Raw genomic sequence first — 26,422 nt, forward strand, 5'->3', positions numbered from 1 at the left:
GGGGTCCTCAGGCCGTGGGCACCGGCTCCTTCTCGCCGTCCCCGGCCGGTGTGCGGGCTGCCCCGGTGCGAACCGCCGCGGGCGACACGACGACCGGTTCGGCGGGTGTCCGCGGCGTGCGCCCGCGGGGCCGGGCCCACCGGCGCATGACGGGACGTTCGACGCACACCATCAGCAGCCAGCCCAGAGCCAGCGTGACCAGCAGCAGAACGAGCAGTTCGAGCACGCCACCGACCAGGCCGTAGGTCCTGTTGTGCAGCACATGGGTCCGGCCGTAGTAGAGAACCACGTACTGGGCGAGGTAGAAGCCGAAGGACACCTCCCCCAGCCACCGCATCACGCGACCGCTCAGCAGGGTGCGCTCGCCGCGGATGTCGGCCGCGGCCACCGCGCACACCAGCACACCGACCGGGACGATGGTGGCGACGGTGAATCCGTACAGGAACGGCACGTTAAGCGCCAGCGCGTAGCCTGCCACGGCCGGCGCGAGCGCGTGTGCGAGGGGGACGCGCGGGAACCGGCCCGCGAGGACCAGCCGGGCCAGCAGCATGCCGAGGACGAACTCGAACAGGCGGCCAGGGGGGAAGTTGTAGCCGAGCCAGAACTGGAGGGAGGAGATGGGGAACCCCTCCGGGGTGCGCGGCCGCGCCGGCACCAGCAGGTCGACGGCGACTTGGAGGGCCACCATGCCGGCCACCATGGCACCGGCCCAGGCCCACAGCCGCTCCGCCCTGATGCGCCGCACCGGCCGGATGAGGAAGGGGAAGACCAGGTAGAACAGCAGCTCACTGCAGAGCGACCAGCTCGGTGCGTTGACGCTGATGTAGATGCCGTGCTGCGGGAACCAGGAATGGATCAGGAAGAGGTTCGGCAGCCACGCGGTGAGCGGGGTCGCCGCCCCGGCGAAGAGCACCATCGCCAGCGCCCACAAGGCGACATGGTTGGGAAAGATCTTGAGCAGTCGGCGGCGCCAGAACGCGACGACCGTGTCGTCCCCCCTGCTCGACCAGGTCAGGACGAAGCCGCTCAGCACGAAGAAGAACGACACCCCCATCCAGCCCGCCTTGCTGAACAGCCACTGGAACCCATCGGCCAGGTCGCGGTCCGCGAAGGGATTCGTCAGGGGCTCGAAGAAGGAGGAGTGGAAGAAGAAGACCAGGGCTGCCGCGATGAACCGCAGGCCGGTCAGTGAGGGCAGGGGCGCCGGGCGTCCGGACGGGGTTTCAGCGGCGATCGGGACGGGGTTCCGGCCGGGCGGGGCATCGTGTGGCGCGGTCACCACGGCTCACCTCTCGGAGGTCGGAAGGGCGATGGGGAGGGCGTGCGAGGTGCGGCCGGCCGGGACACGCCGGGACGCGCGGCGCAGGCCGAGCACGAGCAGCGCGCCGGAGGCGGTGAGCGCGGCGGCACCGAGGGGCACGGCACGGATACCGAAGCCGGAGTCGGTGAGGAGGCCACCGGTCCACGACCCGAGCGCGGCGCCCAGTCCGAAGGCGGACATGTTGGCGGTCAGCGACAGCGTGGGCGCGTCGGCAGCCTCGGCCAGCACCTTGGTCTGGAGGCCGGGGATCAGGGCGAAGGTGGCGAGCGAGAACAGCACGAGGGCGAGGGCGCCGCCCGCCGGGTAGGGGGCGAGGAGCCAGACGAGCAGGCAAACGGCCACCAGGACCCAGGACAGCTGTCCCACGGCCCGGTCGACGCCGCGGTCCGCGTACCGCCCGCCGAGCAGATTGCCCACGACTGAGCCCACGCCGTAGGCGAGGAGTACGGCGGGCACCCAGTGCCGGGGGAGACGGCCGACGCCGGTCAGCAGCGGCACCATGTAGGTGATCAGGGTGAACATGCCGCCGGAGCACAGCGCGGTGGCGCCCACGGTGCCCCAGACGTTCGGGCGGCGGAACACCCGTGCCTCGTGGGCGGCCGTCACGGTCGGGGTGGGGGTGTCGGGCACCCAGGCGAGGACGAGGCCGACGGCCGCCGTGGCCAGCGCCGCGACGATGCCGAACGGGGCCCGCCAGTCGTAGTGCTGGGCGAGGAAGGAGCCCATGGGCACGCCGAGAACGGTGGCGAGGTTGATCCCGAGCTGGGTGGCCGCGACGGCGGCGCCCCCCTTGCCCTCCCCCACCATGCCGCCCGCGGTGACGACGCACACCGCCATGAAGGTGCCGTGCACCACCGCCGTCAGCACCCGGCCGGCCATCAGCACGCCGAAGCTGGGCGCCAGGGCGCAGACGACGTTGCCCAGGACGAAGACGGCCAGCAGGCCCACCAGCAGCGGCTTGCGGCGTACGCGCGTGGTGAGCGCGGTGACCAGCGGGCCGCCGACCACCATCGTCAACGCGTACGCGGTCACCAGCAGGCCGGCCATGGCCAGGCTCACGGTGAGGTCGGCGGAGAGATCGTCCAGCATGCCGCTGGGTGACAGCTCCGCGGTGCCGACGCAGAAGATCGCGAGGATCAGGGCGGCAAGTCGGAACGGCATGGGTGTACACCTTCGGTCGTGCGGGTCGGTCGCCACGCGGGATCGGGGGTCGCGGGGTGAGTCGGTCACGGAATCAGACGGTGACCGGGCCGGACGGTCGCCGGGCCGGACGGTCGCCGGGCCGGGCTGGTGCCGGTCAGGCGACCGTGGCGGCAGGGGCGGCCTTGGCCCGTGGGCGGGCCCAGCGGCGCACCAGCGGCTTCTCCACCCAGGCGTACATCGCCCAGGAGACCAGCACCGACACGGCGCACTCGGCGACGACGAAGGCGACCACGGCCCAGCCGGACTCCAGCCGGGCGCCGAAGACGTCGCGCGCCTCGGAGAGCACGATGAAGTGGAGCAGGTAGAAGGCGAAGGAGACTTCACCGAGCCAGACCATCGCGCGGTTCCGGAAGGGGGTCGGCCGGCCCGACGCGTCCGCCAGCGCTCCGGACGCGATCAGCAGGGCGCACGGCACGAGGCACACCGCCCGCTGGGCGAACAGATACGGCACACCGGGGAGTTCGGCGATCACGTAGCTCGCCGCCAGCAGCAGGCCGGAGGGGACGAGGCCGATGTCGCGCCAGCGGCCCAGCATGACGGCGCGGGCGACCAGGATGCCGAGCAGGAAGTCGAGCAGCCGGGCGGGCGGGAAGACGTAGGCGAACCAGAGGTGGAGCCCGGAGACAGTGGGCTCGTTCGACATGTAGACGTCGCCCGCCGGGATGAGGGTGGTGGCCAGCCAGGGGGTGGCGCACACCCCGGCGACGACGCCCGCGATCCAGAACTTCAGCCGCTGCGGGGCGATCCGCCGGACCCCGGCGAACAGCGGCGGGAAACACAGGTAGAAGAAGACCTCGGTGGACAGCGACCAGCCCGGGGAGTTCACGCTGAAGTTGGTGGCGTAGTCCGGCACCCAGGACTGGAGCATGAAGAAGGTGGCCACCGACCGCCACGGGGCGGTGCCGGCCGCGATCAGCAGCATCGCGAGCGCCCAGGCGACGACGTAGTTGGGCACGATCTTGATGTACCGCCGGCGCCAGAACGACGTCCGCGGGTCCCCGTCGCGGGCGGACCAGGCGAGGACGAAGCCGCTGAGGACGAAGAAGAAGGTCACGCCCAGGCCGCCGGCCTGCTCGACCAGGCGGGCGAAGAGCGTGTCGTTGGCGTCGCCGGCCATGAGCCAGTGGGCGGGCAGGGAGAGGTGGAACAGGAAGACGAGCAAGGCCGCCGGGAACCGCATGCCCGTCAGGGAGGGCAGCCGGACCGCCGGGCCGCCGACCCGCGGTGCGTCGGCGTCGGCCGGGACGGTGCCGGTGGGTGCCGCGCGTCTGAGTGCCGTAGGTGACGGCGATATGAGCTGGGTCGGGGTGGTCTGGTGCGTGGCCATGACGGCCTCCCTTGGGCTCGTTGGGCTCGGCGGGCGGGGCTCGGGGACAGAGGCTGGGGCGGCGGCGGGGAGCGCGGCCCGGTCCGGCCGCGTCCCGAGCGGGACGGCCGGGGCGTAGCGGAGCAGACCGGCGGCGGATCCGGGAGTGACGGGTGCGGCCGAGCGGATCGAGTACGACGGCCGGGACGGAGCGGGACGGACCGAGGGCGAACCCCCCGGAATCACGGGTGCGGCCGGCCGGGCCGAGCGCGGTGGCCCTCACGCGCAGTCGGCGGCGGGGCGGAAGGCAACCGGCCGGCCGCCCCGGGGCCCGTGCCGCCGGTGTCAGTCCAGGAACTTGCGGATGGCGTCCACCAGTTCGGCCGGCGCCTCGGCCGGTACCAGGTGGCCGCTCTCGATCTCCAGGTAGTCGCTGCCCTGGATCGACTCGTGCAGCTCGCGGGAGTGCTCGACGGGGACGAGCTGGTCGTGGCGGCAGCCGACGACCAGCGTGGGGATGTCGATCTTCGGCAGCAGCTCCCGGATGTCGGCGTCCAGGCCGAGCTCGATCTGCCGCAGCGTGCCCTCGTTGACCTCGGCGCCGCCCACGGCCGCGTCGAACGCCTCCTCGTCCAGGCTCGCCAGGAAGCCCGGGGTGAAGAGCAGCAGGCTGATGTAGTGGGAGTACAGCTCCGGGCTGACGTCGGCCAGCCGGCGCCAGAGGGCGAAGCCCAGACGCTTGCGCAGGTCGTCGTTGCGCGCCCAGCCGGCCACCAGCACCAGCCGGCGGACCCGCTCGGGGCGCCTGGCCGCGGCCTTCACGGCGATGAGCGCGCCGAGTGAGAATCCCACGACGTCGACGGGCTCGTCGGTCGCCTCGTCGGCGGCGCCGAGCACTTGGTCCGCAAGCTGGTCCAGGGTCAACGGGCGGCCGTCGTCGACGGTCTCACCGCTGCCCGCGTAGTCGGGAAGGATCACGGTGCGCCGATCGGTGAACTCCTCGACCAGATGGCCGTAGTTCGCGTCTCCGGTGGCGCCGGTGCCGTGCACCAGGAGCAGACCCGGGCCATGGCCCTCGGTGCGGTAGTGCACGGTCGCGTGGTCGACGGATGTCTTGGGCATCTTGTTGCCTCTCCTGGAAGAGCGGGTGGGAGCGAAAGCACTCCTAAAGAAGCGCAGCTGCCACTATATAAGCAAGTTGCTTTTAGGGAGCGCATCAATGCTCCTGAACGCACAGCTCCGGGCGCCGGTCGCCAGGCTCCTCGGCCGTCGGAACCGGGCGCAGCACCAGGACCGCCAGCAGCACCACCGCCACGAGCGCGGTCGAGATGACCGGCAGCCACAGCGTCGAGTGGCCCAGCAGGGCGGCACCCAGCGCCGATCCGCCGGCGATGCCGATCTGGAAACCGGTGACGTAGACGGAGGAGGCGCGGTCGGCGTCCTTGCCTGCCAGGCGCATCACACCCGTCTGGAAGACGGGTCCGGCCGCGGCGAACGCGCCGCCCCACAGGGCGACGGCGGCTGCGGCCGCCGTGCCGCGCACCGCGGTGCCGCCCAGGGCCGGTGCGAGCGCCAGAGTCGCGACGCCCACGGCGAACACCGCGATGGTCACGGCCGCCGTCCGCTGCGGAGCGGTGTCGTTGTTCCGGCCCGCCAGATACGTGCCCACGGCCCCGGCGAGCCCGAACACCGCGAGCAGCACGACCACCGCGCCGGAGGTGCCGGTGACGTCGGTCACGAGGACGGCGAAGTAGGTGTAGCTCAGGAAGTGCGCGGTGATGAGCACCACCGCCACGCCGCACAGGGTCAGCACCCGCGGCCAGTGCACCGCCCGTCGCGTGGTGTCCGGGGCGGCGGGCCCCTGCGGTTCCACGGCAGGGGCGGGCCGCGAGGTGCGGCCGCCCGCTCCGAGGGCCCATACCAGCCCGAGGGTCACGGCCACGGTGGCCGCCGCGAGGACGAGAGCCGTGGCGCGCCAGCCGATCAGCTCACCGATGAGCGTGGTCCCCGGGCTGCCGGCGATCGCGGCGAGCGTGGACCCGCCGAACACCGCCGCGGTGGCGGTGCCCACGCGCTCACGTGGCACCAGCGTGGCCGCGGCCGGGGCGATGAGCGACCACAGCACCCCGTGTGTCAGGGCCGCGGCGACCCGGCTGACCACCATCATCGGGAAGCTGGTCGCGGCCGCCGCGAGCACCTCGGCGGCGATGAGGACGAGCAGGGAGACCACCAGGGCGGTGCGCCGGGAGACGCGGGTGGCGAGGGCGACCGTCGGCACGGTGGCGACGGCGGCGACGGCGGCGTATCCGCTGATCAGCAGCCCCACCCGGCCGGCCGAGACATCCAGGCTGCGGGCGATGTCCGCGATGAGCCCGACCGGAAAGACCTCGAAGGTGACGTAGACGAAGGTGGCGCTCGCCAGGACGGCCAGTCGCGCGGCGGTCGGCGCGTCGATCCGTTCCCGGGCCACTGCCGTGCCACTCATGACGCGCCGGACACGGCGAGGTCGGATGCGGCGAGCGCCGGACCGGGCAGGCCGAGCTCCGGGCCGATCCGGACGAGGACCTTGGGGCGGTTCCGGTTCCCGTCGGTGAGGCGGGCGAAGGCCGCGTCCAGTTCGTCCAGCGGGAAGACCCGGTCGACGAGGGCGTCCAGGTTCACCGCGCCCGACTCGACGAGGTGGACGAGCCGGTCCCAGTAGCCGATGCCGGACAGCACGCCGTGCAGTGTCACGTCGCGGATCACCAGGCCCGCCGCGTCGAAACCGTCGACAGCGTGGTGGGGGGTGCCCAGCTGGGCGATACGTCCGCCCGCCGCGACCAGGCGGACGGCGGAACGGACCGCCGACTCGTTGCCGGAGGCCTCGATCACGGCGTCGTAGGCCTCCTCGTCGGCCGCAGCCGGACAGGGCTGGGCGCGCAGGCCCAGCCCGGCGGCGAGTTCCCGGGCGGCGGGGTGCGGGTCGAGCACGACGGTGTCCGCGCCGATCGCGCGGGCCGTCTGCGCCGCCGCGAGCCCGAGCGTGCCCGCGCCCAGCACCGCGACGCGGTCGGAGGCGGTCACGGCGAGCCGGTCCACGGCATGCACCGCGGCGGCGGTCGGCTCCAGCAGGGCGCCCGCCGCGTCGGACAGGGCGTCGGGGATCCGGGTGAGGGTCTCCACGGGCGCGGTGATCAACTGCGCGCCGGCACCCGGGCGGGGGCCGAGCACTCCGATCTCGCTACGGTCCGGGCAGGAGCGGATGCGTCCGGCGCGGCAGTGCGCACACCGGCCGCAGACGCGGAAGTTGTGGCCCGACACGCGCCGGCCGAGCAGTTCCGGGTCGGCGCCGGAGCCGGTCCCGACGACGGTACCGATCCACTCGTGGCCGAGGACGAAGGGGTAGCTCTTCAGACCGTCACGCAGGTAGTTGCTACTGCCGTCGAAGAAGCCGAGGTCGGTGCCGCACAGCCCGAGCAGGCCGACCCGGACGAGGACTTCGCCGGGGCCGGGTTCGGGCGGTGCGGTATCGGTGACCGACAGCGTGCGGGGGGCGATGAGCTGGATGGCTTTCATGGTGCGTCCTTCGGATGACAGAGTTCGGCCGCCCGGCGGCAGAGCGCGATGTCCTCGCGCAGACGGCCCGGGGCCTTTCGGTAGTCGTTCTCCACCAGCACCGAGCGCGCGCCGGAGCGCCGCAGCAGGGCCGGGAGGTCACCGGCGGAGGGAGCCGTCGTACGGGAGCCGTCCTTGACGTGCAGGTGCGGCAGCAGCAGCCCGGCTCCCCCGACCAGCTCGGCGAAGTCGAGCGGCCGCCGGCCCGCGTCGAGCAGGTTGCCGGTGTCCAGGACCAGGCGCAGGGCCGGGTGGTCCACCGCCCGGGCCAGTGCGAGGGAGTCGTGCGGGCCGAGCGGCGACTCGTAGGCGACCAGCAGGTCGGCCGCGGCCAGCCGCTCGCACAGGCCGCGCAGCGCATCGGCCGTTCCGGCGCGCAGGCCGGCGGTGGCCGGCAGGCTGCGCCGGAACCCGGGCACGTGCAGCACGGCGACGCCCAGGCGCCGGGCGCAGTCCAGGGCCCGCAGCAGGAGGTCCACGGCTGCCGGGTTCGCGGTGCCCAGCTCCCGGGCCAGGCCGATGTCGTTGAGGTGGTTGACGGCGAGCACGGGCACCGGGAGCTCCCCGGTGACCGCCTCGGCCGTCCGCAGCGCGACGGGATCGCTCAGCGGCGGCCCGCGGTGGGCACCGCCGTAGTCCAGGTGCAGTTGGTCGGCCCCCGCCGCGACGGCGGCACGGGCCGCAGCCCGGCGGTCGGTGTCGATCCGCCACTGCGGCGCGGCGACAGCGAGCACGGTCGGGGCCGGAGCTGCGGTGGCCGGCACGGTCATGGCCGGCTCCCGGTGTGAATCGCGGTCTTGAGCACCCGGCGCCCGCCGGCGCTGCGCGTGGACGAGGTCAGCACGGTGTTGACTAGGTCGGCCGCCTCCTCCAGGCCGACCTGGTGGGTGAGCACCTGCTCGCCGAGGTCCGGGGTGGTCCGCAGCAGGTCGACCGCCTGCCGCAGGTGGTCCCGGGAGACGCCTCGATGGCCGCAGAGCAGGAGCCTGCCGTGCGGCCGGGCGAACTCCTCGACCCGCGGGGGCCAGGGGGTGCCGCCGCAGTTGGCCGCGCGGATCGTGGCGACGTCGATGTCGCCGGCGGTCAGCGGGATCGGCCCCGAGGGCACCCCGGCGTGCAGATCGACCAGGAGCGTGCCCGGTACGCACCGGTCCAGGGTGGTCAGGGCCTCCGGCGTGCCGGTGCGCGGTGTGGCGATCACGGCCAGGACCGGCGAGGGCAGGCCGCGGAGCAGTCGGGGAAGGTCCGCGGCGTGTGGGGCGACGGCGTCGCCGCCGTGCCCCACGAGGAGGGTATGCAGTCCGGGCCGCTCCGTCAGCCACAGTTCGCGCGCGAGGCGCCCCACGATGCCGTCCCCCCACACGACCAGCGCCGCCGGGGACAGCGCGTGGCGTGCGATCCGCGCGCCGTAGAGGGCGGAGGCGAGCGGTTCCGCGAGTGCGGCCACGTGCGGCTGTGCGGCATCGGCGGGCACCGGGACGACCAGTCCGGCGCGTACGGCCGCAGCGGGGATGCGGGTGCGCTCCGCCCACAGACCGGGGAGGTTGTGGCCCAGCAGAAAGGACGGGTCCTGCGGATGCGTGGGGTTCACGGTGACGGGCGTGCCCGCCGGCAGCCCGGACTCCCCGGGTTCGACCACGTACCCGACGCCCTCGTGCCCGAGGACCGGGCTGGGGTCGTCGCGCAGGCCGCGCAGGATCTGCCAGTCGGTGCCGCAGATGCCCACGGACGTCGGCGCCAGCAGAACGTCGCCCGGGCCGAGCCGCGGCGTGCGCACCTCGGCCACCTCGACCAGGGTGCGGCCGGAGCGGTCGGCCGGCCGGCGGACCAGGGCGCGGTGGGTCGCGGCACTCATCGGGTGACCCCCGGGAGCCAGTGGCCGACGCGCTGCACCCCGCGCAGCGCGTCCACCTGCCCCGGCGCGCAGAACACGAGCCGGTCGTCCAGCCAGGTGTCGTCGCGCCCCCGGTCGGCGTAGGAGGTGGCGGTGGCCAGCCGGCGGCGGATCTCGGTCGCGTAGTGACCGGCGAGCCCTTCGGCCACTCCCCCGCCGATCCCGATCAGGTCGAGGTGCGGGTCGAGGCACCACAGGGTGCGCAGCAGCTGGGCGATCGGGGCGGCGCACAGCTCCAGCAGCCGGCGGGCGCCGGGGTCGTCCGCGGCGAGTGCGCCGGGGAGCCAGTCGGCGACCTGCGGTGCCGCGGGAAGCCCGAGCCGCTGGGCCGCGCGGACGAGACCCGGCCCGGAGGCGATCGAGGCGAGATGGTCCGTCGCGCCGCACTCGCAGCGCAGCCCCGCGAGGACGTCCGCGCCGGGGTCGGGGAGCGGGACCGGCAGGTGGCCGACCTCTCCCTGCAGGCCCCAGGCGTCGACCGGGATCCTGGTCCGCTCCAGGTCCGCGATGCGCAGCGCGATGCCGCTGCTGACGGTCAGATAGGCGACCCGGCGGGTGCCGGGCCGGGCGTGCACGGCGGTGAAGTCGAGCAGCGCGGCGGTGACGTCGTTGACGAGGTGCCAGGTGACGTCGGGCCGGCGCCGCCGCAGGTCGGCTGCCAGGTCGTACGGGGCGGCCGCGTCCCCCCACAGCGGGGCCGATCCGTAGACGGTGCCGGTGAGATGGTCGATGGCCGCGCCGAAGGAGAGGGCGGCGCGGGCGCCGACCGGGGCCCGCTCGCTCAGCAGCTCGACCATGTCCGCCCTCAACCGGGCGGTGGAGCGCTCCGGGTGGCGGAGACGGCTGGGCGAGGGCAGCCGTTCCACCGGCGCGTCCTGCCCGCCGGTGCGTATCCGCACCCAGGTGCCGCCGATGTCCGCAGCGAAGGTCGTGGCAGGCGTCCCGGGGTCGGCCCGACGGGCCTCGGGGGCGTCCTGAAGCGGAGTGACGGCTCGGGTCACGACCGGACCACCGGCCCCGCGGCGACCGGCTCGGGCACGTCCAGCGTCACACCGGCCCGCCCCGGCTGCGGCGCGGCGACCCGGAACCCGCGGAAGTCGGCCCAGCGCGCAGCCACGTCGTCGTACGCGTCGAGACCGCCGATGACCACGGTGCGTCCGCAGCCGGCGAGTCCGGCCCGCACCCCGGCGCCGGAGTCCTCGACGACGACGGTGTCCTCCGGCGGGCGGCCGAGCGCGGCGGCGGCCCGCAGATAGCCCTCGGGGTCCGGCTTGCCGTGCGTCACGTCGTCCGCGCTCACCAGAATCCGGGGCAGCGGGAGCCCCGCTGCCGCCATCCGCACCTCCGCCAGCCGGCGGCCGGCGGAGGTGACCACGGCCCAGGCGTGCGGCGGCAGCGCGGTCAGCAGCGCCCGGGCTCCGGGAATCTCCGTGATGCCGGTGGTCTGCGACTCCTCGTGCGCGACGAGGCGCCCGGTCTCCGCTGCGGCCTCGCGGGGGTCGGGGAGGAAGTGGCGCACGGTCTCCCGGGTGGGGCGCCCGTGGGCGAAGGCGAGCACTTCCGCGAGATCGAGCTGGTGCCGCTCGCAGAAGCCGGCCCAGGTGGACTCGACCAGTGCGGTGGAGTCCACGAGGGTGCCGTCCATGTCGAACAGCAGTGCTGCCGCGTGCAGTTGAGGCAAGGGTCACTCCTGGGAAAGGGTCAGCGGACGGGCCGATGACGTACGGAAGGCCGACGTGACCTACGGAAGACCGGCTACGCGCGGGCGCCGGCGAGCGGACGCGACTGGGACACGGGAAGGCCCCCCGCGACGGACGACCAGGTGGCGTCCTGGTGCACGACGAGCGCGTCGCCGGCGTAGGGCACGCCCCGGGTGCGGGCGAGTTCGGCGGCCAGCGGCGCGAAGGTGGCCGGGGACATGTAGCCGCTGTAGTCGAAGTCCGTGGACCGGCGGGCCCGGATGCCGGGGCTGTCCACCATGCCGGCGGGCAGGGCCTGCACGAACGTCGTCTCGGCGGGGTCGGTTTCCTGGGCGACCGACCGGATCAGGGAGTCGGCGGCGGCCTTGGTGGCGGCGTAGCCCGAGCGGTTCGGCCCGGCGTTGTAGACGACCTCGGACGAGATGTGCAGGAACAGGCCGGGGCCGGCCGCGCGCAGCGCCGGCAGCGCCGCGCGCAGCGTCCAGGACAGGCCGTGCACGTTGATCGCGAACTGGTCCAGCCAGTCGGCCTCGCTCACCTGCGTGAACGGCTCGCGCCGGGCGGTGAAGTAGACGGCGGAGTAGCAGGCCAGGTCCACCCGCTCCGGGATGCCCGTGCGCAGGGCCTCCTTGGCCTGCTCCGGGTCGCGGAAGTCGAGCCGGTGCCAGACCAGCCGGTCGCCGCCGTCACCGGCGGGCCGGCTGCGGCTGAAGACGTGGGTCTCGATGCCGGACGCGGCCCAGGCGTCGGCGATGCCCCGCCCGATCCCGGTCGATCCGCCGATCACCACCGCCCGCTCGGGCATGCGGCCGGGGGTGCTCACGCGACCACCAGGGCCTCGGCCGGGGCGTCCTGCGCCGTGGCCTGGGCGCGGCCGCGCAGCAGCTCCGTCGCCGCGCGCAGCTCGGCGGGGTCGACGTCGTTGACGAAGCGGTGGCGCCCGATGCCGACGGGCAACGGCAGCCGCTGCCGGCCGTCGCGGTGGCGCACGGTGTCGCGCAGCGCTGCCTCCAGCAGGCCCGGGTCGTCCAGCACGTCGTTCCACAACGGCAGCCCGAGCGCGCGGATGACGGAGAAGATCCGGTCGGCCTGCGCCTGGCTGACGTCGCCGCGCAGGGCGGACAGCGCCGTGGTGAGCGCCATGTCGATCACGACGGCCTCGCCGTGCAGCAGCTCGGGAAGGGCGTGCATCTCGATGGTCGGGCTGAAGGTGTGCCCGTAGTCCACGCACCGCTCCAGCGCGGACTCCCACAGGTTGGGCTGCAGCTCTTCGAGCATGAGGTGGATGGACTCGGCGACGATCGCGTCGGCGGCCTGGGCGAGGTCGCTGGTGGAGCCCTGGAAGCGGTCCGCCCGCACCTCGGGACCGCGCGCCTCCAGCAGCTCGAACAGTTCCTCGGAGCGGATCAGCGCCATCTTCAGTATCTCGGCCAGGCCGTTGCTGATGTGCCGCAGGTCCAGGCTGCGCAGGAACGAGCGGTCGAGGAAGGTGGCCGTGGCCGCCGCATAGGTGCCCAGCCGGTTCTTGCCGGTGTCGTAGTTGACCCCGGTCTTGACGCCGACTCCCGCGTCGACGAGGCCGATGAGCGTCGTGGGGATGCGGATGTACGGAGTGCCCCGCCGGTAGAGGCTCGCCGCGAATCCGACCATGTCGGTGAGGACTCCGCCGCCGATGGCGATGACCGGCTCGCGGCGGCGGTCGATGCCGAAGTCGTTCATCGCGTCGACGACACGGGACACGGCGTCCCACTGCTTCACGGTCTCGTCGGCGCGCAGGGCGAGCACCGTGATCTCGATGGCGTGGAAGGCGAAGAACTCGCGGATCCGCGCGCCGTAGAGCGCGTCCACGTTCTCGTCGATGACGACGAGCCTCCGCTCCCCGGCCCGCAGCGGGGCGTCCGGGCAGCCGGTCAGCAGCGTGGTGTTGTCCGGCGAGAAGAGGTGGTCGGAACTGACGAGGTGGTAACGCACCTGGCGTACGGCCTCGACCGTCCAGGCCGGACCGTCGTCCAGGGCCAGACGGAGCCCCTGGGTGAACTGAGTACCGCTGTGCATTGTCCCCTCCGAATATCTGGTGCCACATAACTGAACAGAAGGCAGATTCATCGGCGCCGTGTCCAATATAGTAGCAGCACGGCTCGTGTGGTGCCGCAGTGCTAGGCTCGTAATCAAGGAGACGAGGTTGTCAGCGCACGGGAGACCACGCAGCACACCCGTCCGACCGGGCCGCTTCACGCCTTACCTCCACCACCCCTGAGTCGCCGGAGCCTTAGGAAGGTCGACCGCATGGTCACGCTGGCAGAACGCCTGAATGCCTGGTTCGCGGATGCCGCCACGGCCGATGCCGTGGGCCGCCTGCGTGAACCGACAACCTCCGAGGTCGCCCAGGCGATCTCGCAGGACCCGAGCCACGACGTCACGATCTCCCGGAGTTATCTGGCGGCGTTGCGCAACGGCTCGCAGACCAATCCGACGATCAGCGTGCTCTCGGCGATCGTGCGCTACTTCCAGTCCCGGGAGATGACGCTGCCCGTGTCGGTGAGCGCACTCATCTCCGAGGCTGCCCCGCCCGCCGCCGCCCAGGAGGAGAAGGACGAGTGGGCCGAAGCACTCTCCGACCGGCAGGTGCGCTCGATCGCGATGCGCGCCGGCCAGCTCACGCCGGAACTGCGTGAGCAGCTTTTGTCGATCATGGACGTTCTGGACGACCCGAAGAAGTCCGCGAAGTCCGCGAAGTCCGCGGGCGAAGAGGATGACGTATGAGGGCTGGCGGTGTGTCACGGACCGGAGGTTCTGGAGGTCCTGGACATGCCGGAGCCCGAGGCCCCGGAGAGCCTGGTGGTGATCAAGACGGCGGCCACCGCCGTCAACCCGGTGAACCTCGAGACTCGTTCGGGCCGGATACCCACCTCATTGCCCGCCGTGCTCGGCTGGGACCTGGCGGGCACGGTCGCGCACACCCCCGCGGGCTCCGGCTTCCGCACCGGTGACCGCGTCCTGGCGATGACCGCCCAACTGGTGTCGCCGCGGTGCAGTTGCTCCGCCGGACCCCGGACCGTCACGGGCGGATCCTGCTGATCGGCGCCCAGGGCGGCGTCGGCGCGCACCTCGCGGCCCGCCTGCTCGACACCCTGGTCAGCATGGAGTTGGACGGGACGACCCGGTGAACGTCGCCGAGACCGCGGCCCGGGGGCTCGGCCCGCGCCAGGAGATCACCGTGCTCCCCTTCGAGGAAGCGGCCGGGGCCCATCGTCACCTGGAGCGCGGCGGCTTCCGCGGCAAGCTGGTGCTGGTCCCCTAGGCGGCTTCGTTCGGATCGCCGCGCGGACCGGAGGAGGAGGCCCGCGACGCGGAGTCGGGCCAGGTGGATGGTCGCGGTCTTCTCGTAGCGGGTGGCGATACCTCGCCACTGCTTCGCTTGGGCCCGTCCGGCCCGTATCGGTGTGCTCTCCGTGCGGCCCGTGGTTCACGTCAGCCCGTCCTCGAAGACGAGGCTGCCGTGGACGGAGGGCCGCCACGGCTCGTCGAGACCGTAGCGCTGCGCCTGCCTCTGCATCGACATGGCCTGGTGCATGAACGTGGACGCGACGATCTCCGCGTCCCGCTCGTCACGGTCGGAGTAGCAGTTGCGCGACTGCGGCCGCTCGGGCCGCTCTCCGGCCAGGTCGTAGGCGACGATGTGCCCGACCTCGTGCAGGATGATGTGCTGCTGGTGCGCCTTGGTGGTCTTCGCCTGGTAGACGATGACGTCCTCGTCCCGGCGGGAGAGCAGGACACCGAACGGGCCGTCGGCCGGCAGATCCCATTTCAGCAGTCTGATCGGTGTGCCGCGCTGCTCGGCCAGTAACTCGCACAGCGTGGTGACGCCGAGCGGCAGCGGAGGCGCGAGCTGCCGCATCAGCCGGCGGCTGTGCGATCTCATCTCCGCGTCCCGCCGCCGGTCTTCGTCCGCTACCGAGAGACGCCCGACACCACGCCGGTACAACCTGCTGAACACCTGACCTGACCCCCTGTGTCTCACCACATCAACTCACGGACCGCATGCGACGCACCGTTGAGCCAGAGCAGGCCGGTACTCAATCTACGCCCCCGGGCTCCCGGCGCCGTCCGCCGGGCCCGCCGCACCCCGGCGGCCCGGCCCTTCATGTAATCAGGCCGCGCACACCCCCTCGCCCCGATGCGCCGTCCACCGCACACTTGACCAAGGAATCGACCGAGGGAACGCGCGGAACGACCGGAACGACCGAGAGAACGCCGTTGCCGCCGGAGGGGGACGTGACATGCGGGACAGTCATCGGGCGGAAGCCGAGCGGCTGTTGGTACGGGCCGTGGAGGAGGAAGTGCGCCGCTCGGGCGGCCGCAGCGACGGGAAGGTGCTGCTCGCGCGGGCGCGCGGGGCGCTCGACGTGATTGCGCAGAGCGCGTCCGAGGAGTACGAGGCCTACACGCGCGCCCTGGACGAGGCGGCGGCCGGCCAGCTCACCTTCCGGCAGCGCTACGCCCGGGACGGGGCCGGGACACCCCTGCTGGTGGCGGGGGTCGCGGCGGTCGCGGCCGTCGTCGCCGACATGGCCCTCGGCACGGGCACCGGGACGGCGCTGGGCGCGGGTGTCACGGTCGGTGTCGTGGGCGCCGCGGCTACGGTGGTGAAGGTGGTCGGCTCGCACCTGCCGGCCGCGCACCGCCGCGCCGGGGCCGCGAGTCAGCCGGGCGGCCCGGAGCAGCTGCGGTTGCAGTGGCTGACGGCACTGGAGGTGCGGGGCATCCGGCCGTTCCTCGACCAGCAGCGGATGCTCGCCGCCTCGACCGGGCCGAAGAAGACGGGGCCTCGGCTGCGGGGCGCCGACAAGAGCGCGGCGGCCCGGGGGCGCAACGTCCTGTCGCAGTCTTTCGGGCAGCTCCCGGAACCGGTGGAGCCGTTCGCCGGGCGACGGCACGAGCTGGCGCAGATACGGCAGTGGGTGCAGGCGGCGCGGGCGAGCACGGAGACCCAGCCGACCGTCGTTGTCCTGCACGGCGCGCCCGGCAGCGGCCGTACGGCCCTCGCGGTGCACGCCACACACGATCTGAAGGACTACTTCCGCGGCGCCTGCGTCGTCGACCTGCGCGCCGACAGCCCGGGCGAGTCCCCGCTGTCCACCCGCGACGCCCTGCTGCACCTGCTCAACCGGCTCGGCGCGCCCCGCGAGCAGCTGCTGTTCCGCGAGCGCTCCTCCCCCGTCCAGCAGGTCAAACGGCTCGGTGAGCTGTACCACCAGCATCTGACCGGCCTGCCGGTGACGATCGTCCTCGACGACGCGTCGGACGCCGGGCAGATCCGTGCCCTGGTCCCGGAGCGGTCCGACAGCCTGGTATTGGTGACCGCGCGGGGCCCGCTGGAGGTGGCGGACCTGCCCGCGAAGGTGCACCAGCTGGCGGTGGAGCCGCTGGACGCCGCCGGCGCGGAGAAACTGCTGGGAGCGGCGGCCCAGGACCGTTCCGGGCCGTACGACGCCGAGTCCGCCGACCGGGTGCGGGAGCTGTGCGGCGGGCTGCCGCTGGCGCTGCGTATCGCGGGCTCGTGCCTCGGCTCGCGTTCCCCGCGTGCCCTGGCCACCGACCTCGACGCGTACGGCCCGGTCGAGCCGGTGGAGCGCGCCCTGTGGCTGCGCTACACCGACCAGCCGGAGACCGTACGGCGGTTGCTGCGCCGGCTGGCCCTGGCGGGCCGGGCCTCGCTGGGCGCCGCCGCGGCCGCCGCGCTGCTGGCCACCGACGAGGCGGAGGCGACCCGTCATCTAGAGGCGCTGTCCCGCGCCGGTCTGATCGACCATGTCCGCAACAACCGCTACCGGCTGCACGACCTGGTCCGCGCCTTCGCCCAGGCCAGGCTCCTGGACGAGGAGGAGCCGGCCGAGCGGACGGCGGCGCAGGAGCGGCTGATCGTGAACTACGCCGAGCTGGCCGACTCGGTGCTGCGCATGGTCGACGGCAACATGTCGACCCGCACCAACCGCTTCAGTCCGTACGGCTTCACCTCGCTCGACGAGGCGCTGCGCTGGCTGGACGACGAGTCGAGCTTCATCACGGCGGCGCTGCGGCACGCCGAGGGCGTGGACCGGGCCGCGGTCCTGAACCTGCTGGGCGCCCTGTGCGACTACTGCCTGCTTCGCGGCGACCTCTACCGCCTGGGCGAGATCAGCGAACTCGCGCAGGCGGTGGACGAGGGCCTGCTGGTCCGCTCGGTGCAGTGGCGCACCGGCATCGCGGCCCGTCAGCTGGGTGAGCTGGACAAGGCCCGTACGACGCTGACCTCGGTCGTGGACCTGTACCGGGAGGCCCATCACGACGCGGGTGCCGCCCGCGCCCTGTGCTCGCTCGGCATCACCCTGCACCATCAGGGCAACCTGACGGAGGCGTCGGCGAAGCTCCGCGAGGCCCTGGCCCTGCAGGCCTCCCCCGCGCTGGCGACGGACCGGGCCTGGACGATGCACGCCCTCGCGGCGGTGGAGCGGGACCGGGCCCGGCTGGCGGAGGCGCTGGACCTGCTGACCGAGTCGCTGGTCCTGCACCGTCGGGGCGAGTCCGTGCACGGCCAGGCCTGGGCCCACTTCCAGCTCGGTCAGCTGGGCCTGCGCATGGGCGACGTCCCCCGCGCCGAGTCCGAGCTGCGCGCGGCCCTCGACCTGTACGGCCGGACCCGGGACGCCCGCGGCGAGGCCTGGGCGCTGACGCAGCTGGCCCGGGCCCTGCTGGTCGCCGGTGACGCGTCACCGGCGGCCGAGGAGCTGCGCGGGGCGGCGGCCCGGCACCGCGACAACGAGGACGCACGCGGCGAGGCCTGGACCCTGTACTACCTCGGCCAGGCCCTGGAGGAGACGGGCGACCTCGACCAGGCGGTCCGTGAACTGGAACGCTCCCGGACGATGTTCTCCCGCATGCGTGACGTCTACGGCCTGGCCTGCGCCCGCCACCACTCGGCCCGCGTCACCCGCGACCAGCGGGCGGCCCAGACGGGCTCCCTGCGCAACTCCGGCTTCGCCCGCCAGCTCCTCGTGGACGCCCGCGCCGACTTCCAGCGCATCGGCGTCGCCCACGGCGAGGCGTGGACCTGCCTGGAACTGGCGGTCGTGGACGCCGGCAACGCCCGCACCCAGCAGGCACTGGCCCTGTGCGAGGAGGCGGTGGAGCTCTTCACGTCCTACGGCGACCGCCGGGGCGAGGACTGGGCCCGCTTCCTGCGCTGCACCCTGCTCCCCTACGCGGCCCCGGGCGGTGTAGAGGTCGGCACGGCGGTGGCCCAGGAGGAACTGGCCCAGCTGTCCCGCGCCGGCCATCCGCTGCGGGACGAGAAGCTCGACGACTACGCCGACGCCTGGGCGCTGCTGCTGGAGCGGGGTGTGAGCCTGGAGGCCGGGTGGCAGGCCTGGCGGCTCGGGATGACGCCCAGCCGGCATGCGCGCGAGGTGATGGGGGTCGCCGTCGAGCCGAACGCGTGACCCGGGGCCAGGAGACACGCGGGCACCCGTCGGCGGCGGTACGGCCACCGACGGGTGTCATCCCTGGCCAGGGAATGTCAGCCCTGCTTCCTGCCCTGGCCGGAGGGCTCGGCGTCCGCGGGCTCCGTCCGGGACGGCTCCGCCTCGGACTGCTCCGCCTCGGACTGCTCCGCCTCGGACTGCTCCTCGGGGTCCGGGACCTGGGTGAAGTCGACCCTGTTCATGTGCCGGCTCATCGACTTCATCAGGCCCCACACCGCCAGGGCCATCGCCGCGAAGACGATGAAGCCGAGGACGCCGGGGGTGACCTTGTCCTCGTCGACCTCCTTGGCGAAGGTGACGAGGTGCGTCATTGCCAGGCTTGCGCTTGCGCTCATGTCAGGCATTGTCGCGGATGCCCGCAAAGAGGTCGTCCTCGGGGAGGGAGGTATCGACGAGGGACTTCGCCAGCTCGTACTCCTCCGTCGGCCAGACCTCCTTCTGGATCTCCATCGGCACCTTGAACCAGCCGCCGTCCGGGTCGATCTGCGTGGCGTGCGCGATCAGCGCCTTGTCGCGGATCTCGAAGAACTCGGCGCACGGGATGTGCGTGGTGAGCGTGCGCTGCTTCATCCCGAACTCCTCCCAGCGCTTGAGCCAGTCCCCGTAGGGCGACTCCAGGCCGCGGTCGAGCATCGCCTGGTGCAGGGCCTCGGTGCGCGGGCGGTTGAAGCCCTGGTTGTAGTAGAGCTTCTGCGGCTGGTACGCGGGGCCGTACTCCGACTCCGGGTACTTCTCGGTGTCCGCCGCCCCCTCGAACGCCACCATCGAGATCTTGTGGGTCATGATGTGGTCGGGGTGCGGGTAGCCGCCGTTCTCGTCGTAGGTGGTGATCACCTGGGGACGGAAGGAGCGGATCTTCCGCACGAGCTCACCGGCCGCGTGGTCGACGTCCTCCAGGGCGAAGCAGCCCTCCGGCAGCGGCGGCAGCGGGTCGCCCTCGGGCAGGCCGGAGTCGACGAAGCCGAGCCACTCCTGCTTGACGCCGAGGATCTCCCGGGCCTCGTCCATCTCCTTCTTGCGTACCTCGTGGATGTGCTCCTCGACGTACGCGTCGCCCTGGAGCCTGGGGTTGAGGATGGAGCCGCGTTCCCCGCCCGTGCAGGTCACGACCAGCACGTCCACCCCCTCGGACACGTACTTCGCCATGGTCGCCGCGCCCTTGCTCGACTCGTCGTCGGGGTGCGCGTGAACGGCCATCAGTCGCAACTGGTCAGTCAAGACTCAATCCTCAGTAAGTCGGCGCCCGGTGTGCGTCGGCGCAATCAGCGGCTTCTATAGTGACCGAATCGGGGGGCGAATAATTCCGGGTCCGGGTCCCGGGGCCCCTTTCGGGACCTCCGTCCCGGCCCCTGCCTGGAGGACGATCATGAGTACGGCGAGCACGCGACTGCCCGAGGGCCGATACGGCCGCACCTCGGACGAGCGCGCCGACCGCAAGCTCAAAGTCGTCGGCGCCGTCCTCGGGGCGGCGCTGCTGGGGCTCGTCGGCTGGTTCGGCTACCACTACGTCGCCCAGAGCAAGATCAGCGCCGAGGTCATCGCCTTCGAGCCCGGCGAGAAGTCCGTGCAGGTGCACCTCGAGGTCCGCAAGGACTCCGGCACCGACGGCTACTGCACCATCCGCTCGCAGGCCGAGGACGGGGCCGAGGTCGGCCGGGCCGACTTCCGCTTCGAAGGGGACGCCACCCGCATCGACAAGGTCGTCACGCTCCGTACGACCTCCGAGGGGACGACGGCCGAGCTTCTGGGCTGCCACGCCGGCTGACGACAACCGGACGTCACCCGCAAAACGTGGCGGCTGACCTGCGTTGACGTGAATCTGATGGCTTATGTCCTCCCCCTTGAGCCCCTGAATTGTTAGGCTCGTGGTTTCGCCCATCCGTGAAGGAACATTCTTCTGGGTAGGGCGATGCTTTGTATCCCAGTACCTACGAGGAGCACCTGTGACCCAGACCAGCGAGAACGTCACCTGGCTGACCCAGGAGGCGTACAACAAGCTCAAGGCTGAGCTTGAGTACCTTACTGGTCCCGCGCGTGCGGAGATCTCCGCGAAGATCGCCGCGGCGCGCGAGGAGGGCGACCTGCGTGAGAACGGCGGGTACCACGCGGCCAAGGAGGAGCAGGGCAAGCAGGAACTCCGGGTGCGCCAGCTCACCCAGCTTCTCGAGAGCGCCAAGGTCGGTGAAGCGCCCGCGGCGGACGGTGCGGTGGCTCCCGGCATGGTCGTCACGATCGCGTTCGACGGCGACGAGGACGACACGCTGACGTTCCTGCTCGCCTCGCGTGAGTACGCGAGCTCCGACATCGAGACGTACTCGCCGCAGTCCCCGCTGGGCACCGGTGTGATCGGCCACAAGGTCGGCGAGGACGCGGAGTACGAGCTGCCGAACGGCAAGAAGGCCCTGGTGAAGATCCTTAAGGCCGAGCCGTACGAGGGCTGACCGGTCCCCGGCCGAGCCTTGACGTGCCCCCGCCGCCGCTGTGGCGCCGGGGGCACCGTCATGCCGTCGCGGAGCGGTACTTGCGCACCGCCAGCGTCCGGAACACCACCAGGATCAGGACCGAGTAGATCAGCGAGGCCCACACCGGGTGCTGCATGGGCCAGGCGTCCGACGAGGACTGGCCCGGGCCGGCGAACAGGACACGGCAGGCCTGCACCGTGGCGCTGAACGGGTTCCACTCGGCGATGTGGCGCAGCCACGGGGTCATGTTGCTGGTGTCCACGAACGCGTTCGAGATGAAGGTGACCGGGAAGAGCCAGATCAGTCCGCTGGACGTGGCCGCCTCGGGGGTCCGCACCGACATGCCGATCAGGGCGCCGATCCAGGTGAACGCGTAGCCGAGCAGGAGCAGCAGGCCGAAGGCGGCAAGGACCTTGCCCGCGTTCGTGTCGCCGTCCGACCCGACGCGCCAGCCGACCAGGAGGGCGACCACCGCGAGGACCACCAGGGTCAGGGCCGTCTGCACCGAGTCGGCGAGGGTGCGCCCGGTGAGCACCGCGCCGCGCGCCATGGGCAGCGAGCGGAACCGGTCGATGAGGCCCTTGTGCATGTCGTCGGCGATGCCCGCGCCGGAGCTGGCGGTGGCGAACGTGACCGTCTGCGCGAAGATGCCCGCCATCAGGAAGTTCTTGTAGTCGACGGCGCTGGTGCTGCTGCCGATCTTCATGGAGCCGCCGAACACGTAGGTGAACAGCACCACGAACATGATCGGCTGGATCAGCCCGTAGATGATCATCTCGGGGATCCGTGACATGCGGATCAGGTTCCGCTTGGCCACGACCAGCGAGTCCCGGATCGACTGGCTGACCGGGTTCGCGGCCGGCGCGACCCGCACGGTGTCGGTGACAGCGCTCACTTCGTGGCCTCCTTGTCGTTCTCCTCGTCCTCGGCCTCGGCCATGTGTCCGGTCAGGGACAGGAAGACGTCGTCGAGGGTCGGCCGGCGCAGGCCGATGTCGTCGATCTCGATGCCCCGGGTGTCCAGCTCGCGGATGACCTCGGCGAGCAGCTTGGCTCCGCCGGTCACGGGCGTGGTGAGCTTGCGCATGTGCTCCTCGACCGTGGTGTCGCCCTTGCCGAAGCCGGCGAGGACCTCGGCGGCGGCCCGGATGTGCTCGCGCTCGTGCACCACGAGCTCGACGCGCTCGCCGCCGGTGCGGGCCTTGAGCTGGTCGGAGGTGCCCTTGGCGATGACCTTGCCGTGGTCGACCACCGCGATGTCGTGCGCCAGGTGGTCGGCCTCCTCCAGGTACTGCGTGGTCAGCAGCAGCGTCGTACCACCGGAGACCAGTTGCTTGATGACCTCCCACAGCTGCTGGCGGTTGCGCGGGTCGAGGCCGGTGGTCGGCTCGTCCATGAACATCACGGGCGGTGAGACGACCAGGGCCGCCGCGAGGTCGAGGCGGCGGCGCATGCCGCCCGAGTAGGTCTTGGTGGGGCGGTCGGCGGCGTCCGCGAGGTGGAACTGCTCCAGCAGCTCCGCCGCGCGCTCCTTCGCCGCCTTCGCCCGCATCTGGTAGAGCTGGCCGACCATCTGCAGGTTCTCCCGGCCGGTCAGGTATTCGTCGACCGCCGCGAACTGGCCGGACAGGCCGATGGAGCGGCGGACCGCGTCGGGCTGCTTCAACACGTCGATGCCCGCGACGACCGCCCGTCCGCTGTCGGGCCGCAGCAGGGTGGTCAGGCAGCGGACGGTGGTCGTCTTGCCCGCGCCGTTCGGCCCGAGCAGACCGAGGACGGTGCCCTCGGGCACGTCGAGGTCCACGCCGTCCAAGGCCCTTACGTCACCGAAGGTCTTGACCAGACCTTCGGCATAAATGGCGCCTGGCATATGAGTCTCCACGTCTTCGGGGAATCCCGGACGGACGTCCGGTGAGGCTTCTCACGGACACACCATAACGCGATGTATCGCGTCTCGCAACGACTTTTCGCGCCTCACGCTCCACGAGCCGAAAGGATCTTGAATAGGCCCGGGGAACCCGGTCAGTCCATGACCGTGTAGCCCGCCTCGCGCAGCGCCCGGCTCACCTCGGCGCAGTGCACCGGCCCCTTCGTCTCCAGGTGCAGCTCGACCTCCGCCTCAGTGAGCCCGAGCCGCGGGTCGGTTCGCACATGGCTCACATCGAGGACGTTGGCGTCGACCACTGACAGCACGCCCAGAAGAGTGGCAAGAGCACCGGGACGGTCCGTCAGCCGCAGCCGGACGGCCAGGTAGCGGCCCTGCGCGGCCATGCCGTGCCGCAGCACCCGCTGCATCAGCACCGGGTCGACGTTGCCGCCGGACAGCACCGCGACGACCGGGCCCTCGAAGGCGCCGGGATCGCTCAGCAGCGCCGCGACAGGGCTCGCCCCGGCCGGCTCCACGACCAGCTTGGCCCGCTCCAGGCAGAGCAGCAGCGCCGCGGACAGCTCGTCCTCGCTGACCGTGCGCACCTCGTCGACCAGCTCGTCGATGATGCCGAACGGCACGTCCCCGGGCCGCCCGACCTTGATGCCGTCGGCCATCGTCGCCGGGTTCTCGACCGTCACCGGCCGCCCCGCCGCCAGCGAGGGCGGGTAGGCCGCCGCGCCCGCCGCCTGCACGCCGATGATCCGCACGTCCGGCCGCAGTGCCTTCGCCGCCACCGCGATCCCGGCGGCCAGCCCGCCCCCGCCGATCCCGACGACGATCGTGCGGGCCTCAGGGCACTGCTCGAGGATCTCCAGGCCCACCGTGCCCTGCCCGGCGATGATGTCCGGATGGTCGAAGGGGTGGATGAACACCGCGCCCGTCTCGGCCGCGTACTCCTGCGCGGCGGCCAGCGTCTCGTCCACCACCTGGCCGTGCAGCCGCACCTCCGCCCCGTAGTCCCGGGTGGCGCTGACCTTGGGCAGCGGGGCGCCCTTCGGCATGAACACCGTGGACCGCACGCCGAGCAGCGAGGACGCGAGGGCCACGCCCTGCGCGTGGTTGCCGGCGCTCGCGGCGACCACACCGGCGGCGCGCTCCTCGGGCAGCAGACCGGCGATCCGGACGTACGCGCCGCGCAGCTTGAACGAACCCGTCCGCTGGAGGTTCTCGCACTTGAGATGCACCGGCGCGCCCAGCATCCGGGACAGGTGCCTGCTGCCCTCCATCGCGGTCGCCCGCGCCACGCCCGAGAGCATCTTCTGGGCGCCGCGCACGTCGTCGAGGGTGACGGGGCGCGAGGAGTCAGCCGTGCTGTAGCTCATGACTCCAGCATCGCAGTTCACGGGCGGGAACGACCGTTGTGACCAACCTCCGAGACCCGCTTTGCCCAGCGCCGGTACGGCCCGCCTTCCGGCCGCGTACCCTGTCCCCCAATCTGCCAGCCCTCCACGAAGTGAGCCCCCGGCCATGCCCACAACACCTGAAATGTCGATGGACATGACGACCGTCGGTGACACCGGTCTTCTCGACACGCTGCAGCACGAGGTGGCACTGTTCGCCCGCCGTGCCGAACAGACCCGGCTCGGCGGGGTCGGGCAGGTGCGCAACTCCATGGACCGCGCCGCGTACCTGCTGCTCAACCGCCTCGACAAGGAAGGCCCGATGGGCGTCAAGGCGCTCGCCGCGAGCATGGGGATCGATTCGTCGACGGTCACCCGGCAGGTGGCTCCGCTCGTCGACACCGGCCTCGTCAAGCGCACCTCGCACCCCGAGGACGGGCGCGCGGTGGTGCTGCAGCTGTCCCCTCGCGGGCAGTCGCGCCTGGAGGAAGTGCGCTCGTCCCGGCGCCAGTTGATGGCCGAGCTGACCCACGACTGGAAGCCGGAGGAACGCGAGGCGTTCTGCTCCCTCCTCACTCGCTTCAACATCGCGCTGTCCTCCCGGATGGCGGCACAGGGAGTGCCGGGACCGGAGGAGGAGCCGGGCTCCTGACCGCCCGCACGAGGACGACTCCGCGTGTACGACGCGGGGTTCTGCGGCCCCGTACGCACGGAGCAGCCCACGCGCGTGAAGCACGGAGGCGGACGCCGACACCGCCGCCCGGCAGCCCGCGGCGCTGCGCGCGTACGTGACGGCAGAGGGGGTCGAACGCCACCCGTGATCGACGACGGGTGGCTCTCCACGCGGCGGTGATGACGGGCCGGAGGGGCACGGCCCACCATCCGGCAGCGCGCGACGGACGGGGTGGGATGCCCAGACGGGGAACACCCCGGAACCCGGGCCGGCCACGTGCGCGTGAGGGGGCGGAGACGGGAGGCGGACCCGCTCTGCCGGCCGTGACGGCCGGATGAATGCCGCTGCCCGGTGATGTCCGGGCCGGTGCACGCGTGTGCGGGGTGTCGGGTCGTGCGTGACTCTTGACCGCGGGGGCGTCTCTGGCCTGATATGAGACCGGGTCCCGTCGGGCGCGGACGGGGCCGCATCCTCAAGGTCGCCGTCGGGCGGGAGGCGCGGTGCGAGAGCGGCATGCGTCCCAGGCATTCCGCCGGGCCAGGGAGTTCGAGGCGTTCGTCGCGGGCGCGGCCGGGCGACTGCTGCACGCCGCCACCCTGCTCACCGCGGAGGCCCCGGACGACAACCCCCGCGCGCGGCGCCTGCTGACGCTGTCGCTGGCGCGCACGTACGCGTGCTGGGACCGGCTGCGCGGCGAGGACCCGTACGACCACACCCGCCAGTACCTCGCCACCCGTTTCGCACGCGGCGCGTGGCATCACCACGGCGGCCTCGGCCGCTCCCGCGCACACCCCGCCGGCCCGCTGGCCCCGCTCACCCCGCAGGAGCGGCTGATCCTGGTGCTCCGGCTCTACGAAGGCGTCGCGGAGGAGCAGACGGCGGCCCTGCTCGGGCTGTCCCCGGAGCGCGTACGGGCGATCTGCCACCGCGCGACGTCGACCCTGCTGCGCCGGCCGCGGGGCCCGGCCCCGGCGGTGACGGCCGCGAAGACGGTGCCGTCATGAGAACGCCCGCCCTGAGCACGCCCGACATGAGAACTCACCGTGTGCGGGCTCCCCTCATGGGACCTCCCGCCACGCGGGCTCCCCTCATGAGGCCTCGCGGCGACCGGAGCCGGGCATGAGCGGCAACGACCGCGAGGCGGCCGTACGGCGGCTTCTGGAGCAGGGGCAGCGGCCCGTGCCGCCCGAGATCCCCGCGGAGGCGGTCCGCAGAGGCGGCCGCATGCTGCGGCGCAGGACGCTCGCCCGCCGCCTGATGTGGCTGCTGATCCTCGCGGCGGCCGTGGCGTTCACGGTGTGGGCTCTGACCGCCCGTCCGTGGGTGGAGCCGCCGTCGGACACGACTCCACCCCTTACCGGCTGGTGACGGCCGCGGGGGCCCTTTCTAGCCCCGGACTTCGCAGGTCACCGTTTCAGGTCTTGTGACTGGGGCCAACCGGCTACGGGGCTGCCTCGCGGAAGAGGGCCAGGAGGGCGTG

Annotated in this window: 27 protein-coding genes; 9 read left to right on the forward strand and 18 right to left on the reverse strand. The window is 72.6% G+C overall.

Features of this window, described 5'->3' with window-relative positions:
* Positions 1-7 precede the first annotated feature (7 nt).
* The 12 genes from ACWD1U_RS34225 to ACWD1U_RS34280 all read right to left on the reverse strand — a co-directional run bounded on the left by ACWD1U_RS34225 (position 8) and on the right by ACWD1U_RS34280 (position 13,073).
* Complete coding sequence (locus ACWD1U_RS34225) at positions 8-1,279, reverse strand: acyltransferase family protein (RefSeq protein WP_451113252.1); 1,272 nt, start codon at positions 1,277-1,279, stop codon at positions 8-10.
* Positions 1,280-1,285: 6 nt separating this feature from the next.
* Positions 1,286-2,482, reverse strand: coding sequence for an MFS transporter (locus ACWD1U_RS34230; RefSeq protein ID WP_451113253.1), 1,197 nt, complete (start codon positions 2,480-2,482; stop codon positions 1,286-1,288).
* A gap of 136 nt (positions 2,483-2,618) precedes the next feature.
* A complete protein-coding gene (locus ACWD1U_RS34235) occupies positions 2,619-3,851 on the reverse strand; it encodes an acyltransferase family protein (RefSeq protein ID WP_451113254.1) in 1,233 nt (410 codons plus the stop codon).
* 324 nt (positions 3,852-4,175) lie between these two features.
* Positions 4,176-4,952 (reverse strand): alpha/beta fold hydrolase, encoded by a 777-nt coding sequence (locus tag ACWD1U_RS34240; protein ID WP_451113255.1) that lies wholly within the window; start codon positions 4,950-4,952, stop codon positions 4,176-4,178.
* Positions 4,953-5,046: 94 nt separating this feature from the next.
* Entirely contained in the window at positions 5,047-6,315 is a 1,269-nt protein-coding gene (locus ACWD1U_RS34245) for an MFS transporter (RefSeq protein ID WP_451113256.1), read from the reverse strand.
* Positions 6,312-7,385, reverse strand: a complete 1,074-nt coding sequence (locus ACWD1U_RS34250; protein WP_451113257.1) for a zinc-dependent alcohol dehydrogenase — start codon at positions 7,383-7,385, stop codon at positions 6,312-6,314. The genes ACWD1U_RS34245 and ACWD1U_RS34250 overlap by 4 nt, the downstream gene beginning before the upstream one ends.
* Positions 7,382-8,194 carry a sugar phosphate isomerase/epimerase family protein gene (locus tag ACWD1U_RS34255; protein ID WP_451113258.1) on the reverse strand — a complete coding sequence of 271 codons (813 nt, stop codon included), beginning with the start codon at positions 8,192-8,194 and terminating at the stop codon, positions 7,382-7,384. The genes ACWD1U_RS34250 and ACWD1U_RS34255 overlap by 4 nt, the downstream gene beginning before the upstream one ends.
* A complete protein-coding gene (locus ACWD1U_RS34260; RefSeq protein WP_451113259.1) occupies positions 8,191-9,279 on the reverse strand; it encodes an alcohol dehydrogenase catalytic domain-containing protein in 1,089 nt (362 codons plus the stop codon). The genes ACWD1U_RS34255 and ACWD1U_RS34260 overlap by 4 nt, the downstream gene beginning before the upstream one ends.
* Positions 9,276-10,319, reverse strand: a complete 1,044-nt coding sequence (locus ACWD1U_RS34265; protein WP_451113260.1) for an ROK family protein — start codon at positions 10,317-10,319, stop codon at positions 9,276-9,278. Before ACWD1U_RS34265 ends, ACWD1U_RS34260 begins: the two co-directional genes overlap by 4 nt.
* Positions 10,316-10,999, reverse strand: a complete 684-nt coding sequence (locus ACWD1U_RS34270; RefSeq protein ID WP_451113261.1) for an HAD-IA family hydrolase — start codon at positions 10,997-10,999, stop codon at positions 10,316-10,318. Before ACWD1U_RS34270 ends, ACWD1U_RS34265 begins: the two co-directional genes overlap by 4 nt.
* 74 nt (positions 11,000-11,073) lie before the next feature.
* The gene (locus ACWD1U_RS34275; RefSeq protein ID WP_451113262.1) at positions 11,074-11,841 is read right to left on the reverse strand and encodes an SDR family NAD(P)-dependent oxidoreductase; all 768 of its coding nucleotides are present in this window, start codon (positions 11,839-11,841) and stop codon (positions 11,074-11,076) included.
* Entirely contained in the window at positions 11,838-13,073 is a 1,236-nt protein-coding gene (locus ACWD1U_RS34280; RefSeq protein ID WP_451113263.1) for a sedoheptulose 7-phosphate cyclase, read from the reverse strand. The genes ACWD1U_RS34275 and ACWD1U_RS34280 overlap by 4 nt, the downstream gene beginning before the upstream one ends.
* Before the next feature lie 231 nt (positions 13,074-13,304).
* Between ACWD1U_RS34280 and ACWD1U_RS34285 the strand changes: the two genes are divergently transcribed.
* The 3 genes from ACWD1U_RS34285 to ACWD1U_RS34295 all read left to right on the forward strand — a co-directional run bounded on the left by ACWD1U_RS34285 (position 13,305) and on the right by ACWD1U_RS34295 (position 14,319).
* Positions 13,305-13,781 (forward strand): hypothetical protein, encoded by a 477-nt coding sequence (locus ACWD1U_RS34285; protein WP_451113264.1) that lies wholly within the window; start codon positions 13,305-13,307, stop codon positions 13,779-13,781.
* 45 nt (positions 13,782-13,826) lie between these two features.
* Positions 13,827-14,096 carry an alcohol dehydrogenase catalytic domain-containing protein gene (locus tag ACWD1U_RS34290; protein WP_451113265.1) on the forward strand — a complete coding sequence of 90 codons (270 nt, stop codon included), beginning with the start codon at positions 13,827-13,829 and terminating at the stop codon, positions 14,094-14,096.
* 85 nt (positions 14,097-14,181) lie between these two features.
* Positions 14,182-14,319, forward strand: a complete 138-nt coding sequence (locus tag ACWD1U_RS34295) for a hypothetical protein (RefSeq protein ID WP_451113266.1) — start codon at positions 14,182-14,184, stop codon at positions 14,317-14,319.
* Positions 14,320-14,484: 165 nt separating this feature from the next.
* Here the strand turns inward: ACWD1U_RS34295 and ACWD1U_RS34300 are convergent, their stop codons facing one another.
* The gene (locus tag ACWD1U_RS34300; RefSeq protein WP_451113267.1) at positions 14,485-14,940 is read right to left on the reverse strand and encodes a hypothetical protein; all 456 of its coding nucleotides are present in this window, start codon (positions 14,938-14,940) and stop codon (positions 14,485-14,487) included.
* Positions 14,941-15,298: 358 nt separating this feature from the next.
* Between ACWD1U_RS34300 and ACWD1U_RS34305 the strand changes: the two genes are divergently transcribed.
* Positions 15,299-18,496 (forward strand): tetratricopeptide repeat protein, encoded by a 3,198-nt coding sequence (locus ACWD1U_RS34305; RefSeq protein ID WP_451113268.1) that lies wholly within the window; start codon positions 15,299-15,301, stop codon positions 18,494-18,496.
* 77 nt (positions 18,497-18,573) lie between these two features.
* Here ACWD1U_RS34305 and ACWD1U_RS34310 read toward each other — a convergent pair whose 3' ends face one another.
* The gene (locus ACWD1U_RS34310) at positions 18,574-18,882 is read right to left on the reverse strand and encodes a hypothetical protein (protein ID WP_451113269.1); all 309 of its coding nucleotides are present in this window, start codon (positions 18,880-18,882) and stop codon (positions 18,574-18,576) included.
* Positions 18,875-19,756, reverse strand: a complete 882-nt coding sequence (gene mca / locus ACWD1U_RS34315; protein ID WP_451113270.1) for a mycothiol conjugate amidase Mca — start codon at positions 19,754-19,756, stop codon at positions 18,875-18,877. The genes ACWD1U_RS34310 and mca overlap by 8 nt, the downstream gene beginning before the upstream one ends.
* 148 nt (positions 19,757-19,904) lie before the next feature.
* Between mca and ACWD1U_RS34320 the strand changes: the two genes are divergently transcribed.
* On the forward strand, positions 19,905-20,303 hold the full coding sequence (locus tag ACWD1U_RS34320) for a DUF4307 domain-containing protein (protein WP_451113271.1): 399 nt from the start codon (positions 19,905-19,907) through the stop codon (positions 20,301-20,303).
* A 178-nt stretch (positions 20,304-20,481) separates the two neighbouring features.
* Entirely contained in the window at positions 20,482-20,979 is a 498-nt protein-coding gene (greA, locus tag ACWD1U_RS34325) for a transcription elongation factor GreA (RefSeq protein WP_363118396.1), read from the forward strand.
* Positions 20,980-21,037: 58 nt separating this feature from the next.
* Here the strand turns inward: greA and ACWD1U_RS34330 are convergent, their stop codons facing one another.
* The 3 genes from ACWD1U_RS34330 to ilvA all read right to left on the reverse strand — a co-directional run bounded on the left by ACWD1U_RS34330 (position 21,038) and on the right by ilvA (position 24,251).
* Positions 21,038-21,895: an ABC transporter permease gene (locus ACWD1U_RS34330; protein WP_451113272.1), complete on the reverse strand. Its 858-nt coding sequence runs from the start codon at positions 21,893-21,895 to the stop codon at positions 21,038-21,040.
* Complete coding sequence (locus ACWD1U_RS34335) at positions 21,892-22,869, reverse strand: ATP-binding cassette domain-containing protein (protein ID WP_451113273.1); 978 nt, start codon at positions 22,867-22,869, stop codon at positions 21,892-21,894. The genes ACWD1U_RS34330 and ACWD1U_RS34335 overlap by 4 nt, the downstream gene beginning before the upstream one ends.
* 152 nt (positions 22,870-23,021) lie before the next feature.
* Positions 23,022-24,251 carry a threonine ammonia-lyase gene (gene ilvA, locus ACWD1U_RS34340; RefSeq protein ID WP_451113274.1) on the reverse strand — a complete coding sequence of 410 codons (1,230 nt, stop codon included), beginning with the start codon at positions 24,249-24,251 and terminating at the stop codon, positions 23,022-23,024.
* Positions 24,252-24,414: 163 nt separating this feature from the next.
* On the opposite strand from ilvA, the gene ACWD1U_RS34345 reads away from it, so the two are divergent.
* From ACWD1U_RS34345 to ACWD1U_RS34355, 3 genes are all read left to right on the forward strand, one after another.
* The gene (locus tag ACWD1U_RS34345) at positions 24,415-24,921 is read left to right on the forward strand and encodes a MarR family winged helix-turn-helix transcriptional regulator (RefSeq protein ID WP_451113281.1); all 507 of its coding nucleotides are present in this window, start codon (positions 24,415-24,417) and stop codon (positions 24,919-24,921) included.
* 521 nt (positions 24,922-25,442) lie between these two features.
* Positions 25,443-25,946 carry a sigma factor-like helix-turn-helix DNA-binding protein gene (locus tag ACWD1U_RS34350; RefSeq protein WP_451113275.1) on the forward strand — a complete coding sequence of 168 codons (504 nt, stop codon included), beginning with the start codon at positions 25,443-25,445 and terminating at the stop codon, positions 25,944-25,946.
* Between the two features lie 115 nt (positions 25,947-26,061).
* Positions 26,062-26,310, forward strand: coding sequence for a hypothetical protein (locus ACWD1U_RS34355; RefSeq protein WP_451113276.1), 249 nt, complete (start codon positions 26,062-26,064; stop codon positions 26,308-26,310).
* Positions 26,311-26,422 lie beyond the last annotated feature (112 nt).

The sequence above is a fragment of the Streptomyces sp. NPDC002788 genome, assembly GCF_053592115.1.

Excerpts from the sequence above, each read along its gene's own strand:
- ACWD1U_RS34310 (WP_451113269.1), bottom strand. The coding sequence starts at position 18,882 with ATGCCTGACATGAGCGCAAGCGCAAGCCTGGCAATGACGCACCTCGTC.
- ACWD1U_RS34280 (WP_451113263.1), bottom strand. The coding sequence starts at position 13,073 with ATGCACAGCGGTACTCAGTTCACCCAGGGGCTCCGTCTGGCCCTGGAC.
- ACWD1U_RS34260 (WP_451113259.1), bottom strand. The coding sequence starts at position 9,279 with ATGAGTGCCGCGACCCACCGCGCCCTGGTCCGCCGGCCGGCCGACCGC.
- ACWD1U_RS34240 (WP_451113255.1), bottom strand. The coding sequence starts at position 4,952 with ATGCCCAAGACATCCGTCGACCACGCGACCGTGCACTACCGCACCGAG.
- ACWD1U_RS34230 (WP_451113253.1), bottom strand. The coding sequence starts at position 2,482 with ATGCCGTTCCGACTTGCCGCCCTGATCCTCGCGATCTTCTGCGTCGGC.
- ACWD1U_RS34305 (WP_451113268.1), top strand. The coding sequence starts at position 15,299 with ATGCGGGACAGTCATCGGGCGGAAGCCGAGCGGCTGTTGGTACGGGCC.
- ACWD1U_RS34335 (WP_451113273.1), bottom strand. The coding sequence starts at position 22,869 with ATGCCAGGCGCCATTTATGCCGAAGGTCTGGTCAAGACCTTCGGTGAC.
- ACWD1U_RS34290 (WP_451113265.1), top strand. The coding sequence starts at position 13,827 with ATGCCGGAGCCCGAGGCCCCGGAGAGCCTGGTGGTGATCAAGACGGCG.
- ACWD1U_RS34285 (WP_451113264.1), top strand. The coding sequence starts at position 13,305 with ATGGTCACGCTGGCAGAACGCCTGAATGCCTGGTTCGCGGATGCCGCC.
- ACWD1U_RS34355 (WP_451113276.1), top strand. The coding sequence starts at position 26,062 with ATGAGCGGCAACGACCGCGAGGCGGCCGTACGGCGGCTTCTGGAGCAG.
- ACWD1U_RS34320 (WP_451113271.1), top strand. The coding sequence starts at position 19,905 with ATGAGTACGGCGAGCACGCGACTGCCCGAGGGCCGATACGGCCGCACC.
- ACWD1U_RS34235 (WP_451113254.1), bottom strand. The coding sequence starts at position 3,851 with ATGGCCACGCACCAGACCACCCCGACCCAGCTCATATCGCCGTCACCT.
- ACWD1U_RS34345 (WP_451113281.1), top strand. The coding sequence starts at position 24,415 with ATGTCGATGGACATGACGACCGTCGGTGACACCGGTCTTCTCGACACG.
- ACWD1U_RS34300 (WP_451113267.1), bottom strand. The coding sequence starts at position 14,940 with ATGAGATCGCACAGCCGCCGGCTGATGCGGCAGCTCGCGCCTCCGCTG.
- ACWD1U_RS34245 (WP_451113256.1), bottom strand. The coding sequence starts at position 6,315 with ATGAGTGGCACGGCAGTGGCCCGGGAACGGATCGACGCGCCGACCGCC.
- ACWD1U_RS34255 (WP_451113258.1), bottom strand. The coding sequence starts at position 8,194 with ATGACCGTGCCGGCCACCGCAGCTCCGGCCCCGACCGTGCTCGCTGTC.
- ilvA (WP_451113274.1), bottom strand. The coding sequence starts at position 24,251 with ATGAGCTACAGCACGGCTGACTCCTCGCGCCCCGTCACCCTCGACGAC.
- ACWD1U_RS34250 (WP_451113257.1), bottom strand. The coding sequence starts at position 7,385 with ATGAAAGCCATCCAGCTCATCGCCCCCCGCACGCTGTCGGTCACCGAT.